This is a genomic window from Syntrophomonas sp. UBA1041 (assembly GCF_002316705.1).
GTDB lineage: Bacteria > Bacillota > Syntrophomonadia > Syntrophomonadales > Syntrophomonadaceae > DTU019.
The window spans coordinates 15,314-26,951 of record NZ_DCEA01000017.1 but is presented as its reverse complement, the minus strand read 5'-3'; the positions used below and the strand labels follow the sequence as shown (position 1 = coordinate 26,951).

Sequence of the window (11,638 nt, the reverse complement as noted above, 5' to 3'; positions counted from 1 at the left end):
AGTCAAGAACCTTCCCCACTTGCGTTGAACCGTCAGGGCAAGATTTTAAAAGGCGACCTTCCCCGGCGGGTTTTCTTAAATACCCTGCTCAGCAGTATGCCTGCTGCGATCATCACTATCCAGTTGATACTTATTGCCAGTACTTCGAACTGGTACTCGCGGCAAATAACGTATGGGCTGCCGATCATTACCAAACCTCCCAACGCCAGGAAAAAGCCGCTAATGAATATCCAGCGGATTGCTTTTTCCAACCGGGTCGCTGGTGAGAATACCGGCGCTATGCAGAAGGTTACTAATAATTCGTTCTCATTGTAACTTCAAAGCATTGGCTATTATGGTCACAGCCTCGGCGCGGCTGGCCTGCCCCTGAGGACGAAAGCTGCCGTCGGGATACCCGCCGATCACCTGGTATTGGCTGGCTGCCGCCACGTAAGGCAGCGCCCAGGCCGAGATGCTGGACTGATCGCTAAAACCCGGGGTGAAGTTGTCGCTTGTGATTTTAGCCGCCCTGCAGATCATTACCGCCAACTGCTCGCGGGTAACCGGATCATCAGGGCCAAAATGCTGATCGCTGTATCCTTCGATTATGCCGTTGGCGCTGGCAACGCTTATATAGTCTCTGGCCCAGTGATTGGAGGTATCACTGAAGACCTTGCCGGTTGAAGCCGACAAACCGAAAGCCTTGACCAGAACCACTGTTACTTCAGCTCTGCTGATGGTTCGATCCGGTTTAAAGGTTTTATCGGGGTAGCCGGAAATAGCCCCGCTGGCTACCAAGGCTTTGATATTATCATAAGCCCAATGACCCCGGATATCTGACAGAATCTCTTCATCGTCCGGTTTTGGCGGGGGAATCTGTTTCTCTTCGCCCTTGGCGATGACCGCAAACATGCCGAAGCGGTCTATTTCACCGCTGACAGTCTTCTGCTCCCAGTTGATTTTCACATGATCCAGCTCACGCCATTTCCCGGCATCGTCATCGTACCAGAACAAACTGACCCGGTCGCTTTTCCGGTCAACCTCATCCCTTACAAATGGCAGAGTGATTGTAACCACTTTACGGAACTCCCGGTCATTATCCTTTTTGATAAGGAATACATCACTTACCAGGCGGCTTTCCTCAGGAGTCAAGCCCGATATATCGGCCACCGGCTCTATTGATACCCGGCTCTCCAAAAGGATGGCATCAGCGGGAATCTTTACGGTTACACCGTATCTTTTCAATTCCCCGCCATTGATATCAAATAAATCGGGATCATTGTTCTGGCTGCGATTGCTATAGGTCACAAACTCGCAAAAACGCGTAGTCCATATATACAGATCGCTGCCCTCGATAAATTTGGCGTCAACCAGCTCCCCCTGCAGCAGGCCGGCGGCTGCTTCCCGGGTGTTGGCGTTCAAGGTGGCTTTAATATCATCAGCCTTGCCCTGGCGGATCACCTTAAGGTTTTTACCACCTTGGCCAGGAACAAACAAACGCACCGGGGAGGAAAATTCAAGGGTGCCCTCGGTTATTCCGAGCTTTATCACATATTGACTGCTCCCCACATTAAGGCTGGCAGAATTGCTGATCACCGGTAATCCTATAGTACCGTCCCACCCCGATGGGCCGTTGATCTCCGTTCCAGCGGGGATCTCCAGTTCAACCTGACTGGGAGTAGTAACAATAATCCGCGGAGAGGTAGCGATCCCTGCACTCAGCGGCAGTTGGATGCGGGGATTGGCAGCGGCGTTGGTTACGCTGATCTGGTATTCCACCTCCTCAGGCAGTATTCCCGGGGGTAAAACTATGGGCTTAATATCATCTGAGCCAATTTCTACAATCTGTACCGGGTCAAAGGAGAAGTTGGCCACCAGGTCGCGGTCAGCCGTGGCCACAAAGGCATGGCTGGAGTCGGTACTCACTCCTAATCCGCTCTCAGTCCAATTGACAAAGGCGTAGCCCGGATTGGCTTGTGCCAATACGGTGACTTGGGCGCCATGTTCGATATCCTCTCCGCTCCCGGTCAAGCAGGCTGCCGTGCCGCCTTCCAACGGATCCGGGCTGACAGTGATATCGTAGGTATTGATAACAGCGGTGTAATCCTGACCGGGGCAGTCGACGGCTACATCACTGTAACTACGCGACGCGGGCACGAAGGTATAGCCTTCCAGTTCCGGGGCGACAGTACCGTCCCAGCCATATTCAACTTCAGCGCTGTATATACCCAGTGAGTCGGGATGCGGATTGCCGGGCAGACCGGCGAGGGTCACCAGAACTGCGGCAGCGGCATCGATATCTATCCGGCCGGAAATGGTATATACCGGCACAAACACCTCAATGGAAGCGTACTGGGAATTGCTGGAAAAGGCCGTGGAACCCCCGTTTACGGTGGTATCGGCTTTCCCTCCCGGCAGCCCGGAGCTCTGATCCCAGGCGCGGAAACTGATAACAGCGGTTTCCGCCCCAGTAACAGCGGGCAGATAGCGAACCTTATAAGCGGCATCGAGTAAAAGGGATTGGCTGGCTGAAACGGCGCCAAAATCATTCCAGACCAGGCCGTCAACGGAATATTGCCAGGTGCCGCCGCCGGAAGCGGACCATACCGCGATTCCTTGCAAAGCCCCCAGGTCAACATCGCTCATCTCAGCAAATGCCGATACCGGGTAGGATTGGCTGGGGGTGATGATATCGGTGGCAGTGAACTCAAAGGGGGAGGATGTCAAAATCGGTGCGTTATTCACACTATTGACGATCAGGGTAGCAGTACATTGGGAAGCCGAGAAAGCGGTGACACCTCCGTTGGTGCTGGTATCGCCGCTGCCGAAGGCCGTGCCGCTGCTGATGTCCCAGGCCCTGAAGCTGAAGCTGGCAGTCTCCCCGTTCATCCCATCGGGAACATAGCGGATCTGCGCATTAGAGGGCAATAATAAGGCTGTGGCAGCACTGACGGTGCCAAAAGCGCTCCAGGAAGAGCCATCGGCGGAATACTGCCAGATGCCGTTGCCGGAAGCTCCGGATATGGCCGCTCCGCTCATTGCTCCCAGATCTGCATCCTGGACTTGCAGAATAGAACCGATGGTGACAGGAATCATAACACTGTTCTCATCGATGCTGCCCAGATCTTCCTCGATAGAGAGCAGCTGCGGGGCGTCATTTACATCGCTGATCGCTATTTGTGCCGTGCATTGTTGACTGGAAAAAGCCGAATACCCGCCATTATCGGCGGTGCTGACCTTCTGCTCCTGACTGCCCGCGCTGCCGTCCCAGGCCCGGAAGGAAAAAGAAGCCGTTTCACCATTGAAGCCATCCGGTAGATAACGGATCTGCGCGGTATCTCCCAGTAATAAGGAGGCCGCTTCACTTACCGCCCCGAACCCTGTCCAGGAAACTCCGTCAACCGAGTATTGCCAGCTGCCATTGCCGGTTGCCCCGTCAACGGCTATACCCAGAGAGTCGGGAGGCAGGTCCTCATCATGGGCCTGTAAGAACTGGCTTACTGCGATAGGAGTTGAAGTAGTGTCTTCGTCGGTGCCGGCCAGGGTGATAAAAAAGCTGTCCAGAACCGGCGCGTTATTGGGCTGCAGGGTGGTAAAGCTGATGGCATCCCCATAGACGGTACCCGCAGGATTGGTGGCGTAGGCCCTCACATAATACTGGGTTACCGGCGACAACCCGCTCAGAGTACCGCTGAATTCCCCGCCGGCTCCGACCTCGCCGTAGGTGGTGACAGCATCGGAAATGGTAGGATTGCCGCTGCTGTTCCAGCAGAAGCCATGCTCTTCTGCGGCCGGCGCCCCAGGGGAGGTGATTTCACCATGGGCTGTGGCACTGTAGATGGCAATGTCGCTCACTGAGTCGGTAAGGATCACCGCGGCCACAGCCAGGGTTTTTACGCTTGCGGTTGCCGAGCTGCTGCTGATGCCGTTGGAATTGTAAGCTCGCACCCGCATATAGTAGTCGGTATAAGGGGTTATGCCCTGATCTATAAGGTATGATGTAGCCGGACCCACATCCCGGTTGTCATATCCGGCCACCATGGAATCAAAGGAGGAATCGGTGGCTATGTCCAGATAGTAACCGGCGGCGGCAGGGGAAGCCTGCCAGCCAGCTGTAAAGGCATGGGTTTCTACTGCTTGTGCCGCAGAAATTACCGGTATATCAGGAGCGGTAGTGACGGTCATTGGGCTTGACAAACCGCTCTCTCCGGATGAGTTGGCCGCTTTGATGCGATAGTAATAGGTGGTATTGGCCTCTAATCCCGTGACTTTAGCATAGGTCTCGCTGACATAACGATTGTCGACCACAGGAGAGGAGAAATCAGCATGGGCGGAAACAAACAGTCGATAGGAGTCAGCCCCGGCCTGGGAGATCCAGTTGGCGGTAAATCCGTCTTCATTCACCTTTGAGGCGGCCTGGAGGCTGGGAATTCCGGGAATGGTCGCAACAGATAATGCAGGCGAGTTGCCGCTCTCTCCGAATCCGTTATAGGATCTGATCCGGCAATAATAGGGGGAACCCGGGGTAAGGCCGGTCACTGACTGGCTAATGGGGCGCTGGCTTAAGGGGGTTCCGGCAGGTATATTGATATCTTTGCCATTATACCCGGACACAAAATTCGCAAAACCGGCCGAGGTGGATACGTCCAGCTTATAACCGGTGGCAGTGCTGATATCCGCCCAATGACAGGTAAAAGATGTGCCGGTTGCGCCGCTTATCATATAAAGGTCAGGAATTGGAGGCGGTGAGCCGCCGCCTGTGGTCACTCTGACCACGCCCAAAGCGCTATTGGTAGGGCCGAAATTAGTGTCCAGAGGCGGGGTTTGGGTTGGGCTCGTACTGGTGTAAAAAAAGCGCACCCCTGAAGTATTAATCTCTGTTTGCCCCTTAATGTTGCCTATAAACCAGGTGTCAATCTCGGACCACAGACCATGATACAACCAGAAGCCATTGGGTCCCTGATAACAGGGCCGGCCATTGTTGGTGCCGTTTTCCACATAGCTCCCCACCACGTCGCTGGGCCAGGCCTCTTCCTCCCCTCCCCCATCCACCACATTGAACTGTGCAGCAGCCGCGGGTGACACTGCCCACCCCGTCACCGCCAAAAGGATCACTAAACCGAGAAGCAGCCTTTTCATTATGTATTTCCCCTTTACTCGCCACAATCGCCACAGGCTGCTGTGCCTGCCAATAATCAGGTGCGATTGCCCGGCTTTTCTTGCAAATGATATCTTTTCCTTTCGACAGAAAACCGGCCAGCCCTGCTTATATCCAAAATAAGTTAGATGGCAATCCATATATCGGCCTCTGTATAACTGCAGCGCTGCTTTCCCTTCCTGCCTGTGCAAAATGAATTTCAGGCTATCTTTTCACGTTTTTACGCCGCAAACAGTTCCGGATCTGATGCCCGGCAGCCAGGAAACTTGCGGTCAACCAACTACAATCAAAATAAGAAGGCCGAGGTGGGGCAACCCGGCCTCCTTACTGAGGTTGGTTATAATGCCTAAAAGGCGCATATTGCGGCCCGGGGCCGCAATATGCGCCTTTATCAAGTACAGCTTTCCATAGGTTCTACGCTAAACTTTAACCCTCGTCTTGTTCTTTATTCCGCCGCTGCTCCGGCAGATACCGCATCAAGTCCCGGACAGGGAAGATCCACTATATGCTGCCGTGGCGGAATGACTATGGCTTCACCTTCCAGCAATAGTTCCCCCCTTTGATTGACGCACAAAGTTCGCAATTGCACCCTGCCTTTCTCAAGCTTCTGAATGACTTCGGTCTGGGCTCTAACAGTATCTCCGATATAACAAGGCCTAAGGAACCTCACGCTCTGGGTTTCATAAATAGTCCCTGCACCGGGCATGAGGTTGCCGACCACATTGGAAATCAACCCCATCAGCAACATGCCGTGTACGATGCGAGTTTTAAAATGACCTTGCTGGGCCCTCATCTGGTTGACATGCAGCCAGCTGAAATCGCCGGTTATGCCTGCGTACTGATAAACGTCGGTCTCGCTTATGGTTTTTTCCACATAACCACTAGCACCAACGATGAGTTCACTGTAGGTGTTTTCGACCATATATTTCTCCTTTAAATAACCCTGCTTATGGCTTAAACCATTTATCGTTAAGCTTTTCACCTATTCGCGGTGATCAATGACCAAGCCGGACAATCCGGTCTGTTCCTATTTATCGCGCTTCCAAATCCATTCAGCAATCTTGGGAGCCAGGAGCTGCTGTGATTTGGAACTGACATACATGCCAATATGTCCTACCGGATAGGCCACCAGCTCTTTATCAGTACTGCCGATACAATCATTGAACGGAATGCTCGCCGCCGGAGGAACCAGGTGATCCTGTTCGCCATAGATATTCAGAACCGGCATAGTGATGTCTTCCAGATCTACAGTTCTGCCGCCAATCTCCAGGCTGCCTTTCACCAACTTGTTTTCCTGGTATAAATCCTTGATAAACCGCCTGTAGGCCTCACCGGCTTGATCGGGGCTATCCAGGATCCACTTTTCCATGCGGATAAAATTGGCGGCGGTTTCAGGGTCATCAAAATTGTCAATAATACCGAGATATTTATTGATCATCAACTGGAACGGCTTTAACATATCAAATCCGCCATTGAGCAATTCCCCGGGAACTATCCCGAATGCGTCCACCAGACTGTCTACATTCATAGCCTTGCCCCACTTGAACAGTAAACCGTCTGCTGCCCCGGCTTCAAAATCAATAGGGGCTACCATGGTGATCAGGTTCTTGACCTTGTGAGGATTTAACGCGGTATATATAGCCGAGAAGGTTCCTCCCTGGCAGACTCCCAGAATATTTACTTTGTCTGCTCCCGATTCCCTGAGTACTTCATTTACGGCATTTTCAATATATACATCAATGTAATCATCTAAAGTAATATACCTGTCTTCGGCAGTAGGATATCCCCAGTCGATGATATATATATCCAGGCCTGATTCCAAAAGGTTCTTGATTACACTGCGGTCAGGCTGAAGGTCCATCATATACTGGCGATTAACCAGTGCGTATATTATCAAGGTAGGCGTCTTGCAAACCTTTTTGACCCTGGGTCTATAGTGAAACAGCTTCATTTTGTCTTCCTGATAGATCAGGTCTTTGAGAGTGGTGTCCGATTGGGGGTCGCCCATATTTAAGAGCATATCTACGCTGTTAAGGAATTTTTTCTGAGACTCCAATACTTCGCTGATCGTCTTGTCAAAATCGATTACGGCTGACATCTTGCCCCTCCTTCATACGCTATAATCAGGCATCTTTGGATTTGTCGGATTTGGATTTGCCTTCTTTTAATGCTGACATTTCCTTTTTCAGTGTTCTCACTTCTCTTTTCAATGTATCCAGGGTCTTATACACACTTTCCATATCGGTTTTACTGGGATATGGCAAAAATTCCAGCTGTTTCTCCAACAGGCTGTCAGTTTCTTTTTTGTAATTGACTCCGGCTTCAAGAAGTTGAGAGAGTATCCTGGAAAACTCAGAAGTTCCAAATAGTTTGAGATAGGCGGCTTCATTGGTCTGCCACCAATAATCGTAGAATTCCTTGTAAGTTTTAGGGTTGGCGCCTCTTCTCAACATTTCCTGGTAGTCCTTTATAATCGTTTGCAGGGTTTCCTGGTTGACCTTGACCATAAGGGCAGTAAACTCACCTATGGTATTCATGAAATTAATCAAAGCATTAATGCTGTGCATTTGCTTTTGCATGATTGCTCTATTCATTGAAAACTGGGGTATGTTCAATACCTTCCCAAAAGTGGAGGCAAATTTTTCTTTCCAGAGCCGGTTGAACTCAATATAAGCCTCTTGATCTCCGGCCAGGCTTTGCTGCAGCAGGCCCTGCAGTTCTTGAGCCTCGCTAAGCCAGGGCTGCACGAATTTATTGGCGGTGTCTTGAGACAAATTGTAAATTTCAATACATTCATGGTAATAATTCTGCACCTGCTCTGGCCAGAACGGGATTATGCTATCAGCCACTAATCTGGGATACTCTTCTTTCCATTTGTTAAGGAACTCAAGCGGGTTGCTGTCTGCGGCCTTTATGGAGCGCAAATCCTCCCAGAATTTATGGAGGTTCTGATATAAACTGGCTCCGCTGAACATTTTATTTATGATTTCTTGTTGTTGCGGATAGGCCTCGGTTACGCTCTTCATACTCTGTTTAATAAACTGGTTGGAGATATCCAGCCAGTTTTGCCACAGCTCCTGAACTGATTTCATATTAGACTCGATGTTGTTGCTATTTTTTTTCTCCTCTTCTTTGGGCTCTGGATTCATACTTCCCTGGTAAAAATCCAACAGTTTTTGTTGGAGATTTATCCATTCTCCGAAAAAATCAACCTGTGTCAAATAACTCCCTCCATTCATAAAACACATAACAGATAATTATAACTGTACTATTTTCAGGTTATTCATGCAGATTAATATGTCCCTTAAAATGTCCCAAAATATCGGTATTTGTCTGCACAAAACCACCCTCCATTGTATTAATATATAAATACAACATTCACTATTTTATAAGTTTTATAGAACATTACAATGGTCAAATAATTGAGCGGTGTTGCTTAACTACGATATACCCATCCAATTTTACCTGTTTCCTTTTTTGTAATTATCTGGCACCGGGAGGTTGGGAATGAATCAAGCAGATTTACGTGTTGTGCGCAGTAAAAAAATGATTAAAGAAGCTTTTCTGGAACTGATTGCAGAAAAGGGTTATAAGAATGTTACCATCAAGGATATTGCAGAAAGAGCGATGGTCAACCGTAAAACCTTTTATAACCGTTATGAGAGTATTGATGCCTTATTCCACGAAATATTGAATGAAACGACCAAGCTGATCTTGATTAATCCTGCTCAAGCTTGCCGCCAGGCTGACCCAAATGGTTCGTGTGTTGATTTATACGATGAAATTCGCACCTTTCTAACCAATTTAAGCAGCAACAAAAGGACTTTAAACATTCTGTTTAACGACATCTCCAGTTTTGAATTAAACCGCCAAATCGAAAGAGGCGTACAGTCATATGTATTGGAAAGATTGGCCGATAGCCGGCAAAACAGTTTTTCCGCCAATAAATATCCTATTAAATTGCTAGCCTGTTTAATAACCTCGGTTTTCATTGTCGTGATCAGGTGGTGGCTGATCCAGGAAGATTATTCAGAAGAAGATGCCGCTCGAATATTGGTGGATATCATTTCGGACGGGTTCATACAATCATTGGGATTGAACTGACTTAAGGGGCCCTGGCTATGTCAGGGCCGGTATTTCTGTGTGCTCCTTTAAACTAGGACGCAATCTAACCAAATCTACCAATAAAATTTCGGTTACATACCTTATTCGACAATATATCTCATAATGAATAGGTTATTGTTGTTAATATAGATATGAGACTGTAAGGGGCAACTAAAAGTGAACCAGTTTACTAAGACCAGAGAGCATCTCGACAGTGAGATGCATTATCAGGTTGTCAATTTTGGTCTGGAGCAACACGGCCACCGCTTGAGCAACGGTGTACCTGAACTGCCTTCATACAAGAATTACTTTGCTTGTGAGGCCGGGCAAGAATGGCTTAACCCGGAGCTGCATTCTCAAGCAGATAAATCACAAAAATACCACATCTCAGAACTGATAGACCTCCCCCTGCTTCAACAACTGTTTGAATCTTTTTACGAACTCACCGGCATAAGATGTACTTTTATGGACGCCGACAATAATATTCTCTGCAAACACGGCTGGACTGATATGTGCCTTAACTTCCACCGCAGCTGTCCGACCAGCGAAGAACGGTGTAAACAGAGCAATATTTATATGTCCCAACACCTGCAATACGGTTCCTACACCAAGTTCAGATGTTTGAACGGACTGGTCGATTATGCCACCCCGGTAGTGGTAAACGGCCAGCATTTAGCCACGATATATCTGGGACAAGTGCTTGACGAGCCCCCGGATGAAGACTATTTTCGCAAACAAGCTCAAGAATTAGGTTTCGACGAAGAAGCCTACATCACGGCTCTTCATAAAATTCATGTTGTTCCCGAGGCAGAGGTTAAATCAATAATGAAATTTTATTTTCAAATAGCACAGATATTGGCCTCCATGGGCTTGGAAAGAATGCGAAAACTGGAGGCGGCCGACCTGGCATTCAAGAAGAGTGAAAAACGCCTGCGCATTGTACTGGAGGCCAGCAAAGATGGCTTTTGGGATCTGGATTTGGAAAAGGACTATCTCTACCTCAGCCCACGCTGGGCTGAGATATTAGGATACTCCCTCGAAGAACTTGAACCGCGGTTTAAAACCTGGAAGAGTCTTATTCATCCCGATGATTATTCCCAGACCATGAGCTCAATTTTGGGCCATCTGGCGGGAAAAAGCCCTCATTTTGAGGCCGAATACCGTTTGTTGACCAAAGCGGGGGAATGGAAATGGATCCTGGATCGCGGCAAGGTGGTATCCAGAAGCGAAGCCGGGCAGCCACTGCGCGCTGCCGGCACCTGTATTGATATTACTGAACGCAAGATTGCAGAAAATACCCTGCGTCTCTCAGAAGAGAAGTTTTCCAAGGTCTTTCATGGCAGCCCGATTATGATGACACTTTCAACCCTTTGCCAGGGAATATTCATCGACGCTAATGAAGCCTTATTTACGGGAATGGGTTATTCCCGGGAGGAAGTCATCGACAGACCTGTTAGTGAAATAAATTTTTTCAGAGATCTTGAAACCAAATATGATATGGAGAGATTGCTTTTAGACGAAGGAAAACTGGAGGGCCTCGAAGTTGATTTCCGCACTAAATCGGGGGAAATCCGCCGTGGTCTGCTGTGGTGCCATTTACTCCATCTGAACGGTAAACTGTGCCGCATCACCAGTCTGATCGACATAACTGAACAAAGACGCATCGAGCAAGAAGTGGCGCGTCTTTCAGAGCTGAATCTGATTGGAACGATGGCGGCCAGCATTGGACACGAAATCAGGAACCCGATGACGTCTGTGCGCGGTTTTTTACAATTGTTTAGAGAAAAGTACCGGGAGGACATTGAATTCATCGACCTTATGGTTGAGGAATTGGATCGGGCCAATGAAATCATAACCGAATTTTTAGGCATGGCCAAGGATAAGATCGTCTGCCTGCAGCCCCAGAATATAGACCAGCTGGTTATGTCCCTATATCCCATGCTGGAGGCTGAGGCCAATTTTAGAGGAATGCTGATCAATCTGGAATTGGGCAATCCCCCCAAGCTGTCGATCGATCAGAACGAAATTCGCCAGGTGATTGTTAACCTGGCCTACAACAGCCTGGAGGCCATGTCCTGCGGCGGAACGTTAACCATCGGCACAACGGTAGAAGACGGCCAGATAGTACTTTATGTAAAAGACCAGGGTCCGGGAATCAAACCGGAATTAATGGATAAAATCGGTATGCCTTTCTTTACTACCAAAGATAATGGGACCGGACTCGGACTGCCAGTTTGTTATAGTATCGCCGCCCGGCACAATGCTCGCCTCGAGGTGATTACCGGTGTGGACGGCACCACCTTTAAGCTGCGTTTTTATATTGCAGCCTAAAAATAGTTCGATAAGGGATGAGCGGTACACGGGGGCCGATTCTCACTTACAAACAGATGCATAAGG

At 49.1% G+C, this 11,638-nt stretch carries 7 protein-coding genes; 3 read left to right on the top strand and 4 right to left on the bottom strand.

All coding sequences use genetic code 11. The features are described from left to right. Window positions 1-315: hypothetical protein (locus tag B2633_RS03655; RefSeq protein WP_483169211.1), on the top strand; the 315-nt coding region annotated here is incomplete at its 5' end. Here B2633_RS03655 and B2633_RS03650 read toward each other — a convergent pair. The 4 genes from B2633_RS03650 to B2633_RS03635 form a co-directional block, all read right to left on the bottom strand. Next, a complete protein-coding gene (locus tag B2633_RS03650; RefSeq protein ID WP_483169210.1) occupies window positions 307-5,118 on the bottom strand; it encodes an S-layer homology domain-containing protein in 4,812 nt (1,603 codons plus the stop codon). The genes B2633_RS03655 and B2633_RS03650 overlap by 9 nt on opposite strands. Before the next feature lie 464 nt (window positions 5,119-5,582). Further along, window positions 5,583-6,059 carry a MaoC family dehydratase gene (locus tag B2633_RS03645; RefSeq protein WP_483169209.1) on the bottom strand — a complete coding sequence of 159 codons (477 nt, stop codon included), beginning with the start codon at window positions 6,057-6,059 and terminating at the stop codon, window positions 5,583-5,585. Between the two features lie 105 nt (window positions 6,060-6,164). Then, window positions 6,165-7,235 (bottom strand): class III poly(R)-hydroxyalkanoic acid synthase subunit PhaC, encoded by a 1,071-nt coding sequence (phaC, locus tag B2633_RS03640; protein ID WP_483169207.1) that lies wholly within the window; start codon window positions 7,233-7,235, stop codon window positions 6,165-6,167. Between the two features lie 25 nt (window positions 7,236-7,260). Next, complete coding sequence (locus B2633_RS03635) at window positions 7,261-8,358, bottom strand: poly(R)-hydroxyalkanoic acid synthase subunit PhaE (protein ID WP_483169205.1); 1,098 nt, start codon at window positions 8,356-8,358, stop codon at window positions 7,261-7,263. Window positions 8,359-8,644: 286 nt separating this feature from the next. Here B2633_RS03635 and B2633_RS03630 point away from each other — a divergent pair, with 286 nt between their 5' ends. Both B2633_RS03630 and B2633_RS03625 read left to right on the top strand, forming a co-directional pair. Next, window positions 8,645-9,241, top strand: a complete 597-nt coding sequence (locus B2633_RS03630) for a TetR/AcrR family transcriptional regulator (protein WP_483169204.1) — start codon at window positions 8,645-8,647, stop codon at window positions 9,239-9,241. Window positions 9,242-9,418: 177 nt separating this feature from the next. Then, window positions 9,419-11,572 (top strand): PocR ligand-binding domain-containing protein, encoded by a 2,154-nt coding sequence (locus tag B2633_RS03625; RefSeq protein WP_483169202.1) that lies wholly within the window; start codon window positions 9,419-9,421, stop codon window positions 11,570-11,572. Window positions 11,573-11,638 lie beyond the last annotated feature (66 nt).

Coding starts and splice junctions, on each gene's coding strand:
- phaC (WP_483169207.1), bottom strand. CDS start 7,235: ATGTCAGCCGTAATCGATTTTGACAAGACGATCAGCGAAGTATTGGAG.
- B2633_RS03645 (WP_483169209.1), bottom strand. CDS start 6,059: ATGGTCGAAAACACCTACAGTGAACTCATCGTTGGTGCTAGTGGTTAT.
- B2633_RS03630 (WP_483169204.1), top strand. CDS start 8,645: ATGAATCAAGCAGATTTACGTGTTGTGCGCAGTAAAAAAATGATTAAA.
- B2633_RS03650 (WP_483169210.1), bottom strand. CDS start 5,118: ATGAAAAGGCTGCTTCTCGGTTTAGTGATCCTTTTGGCGGTGACGGGG.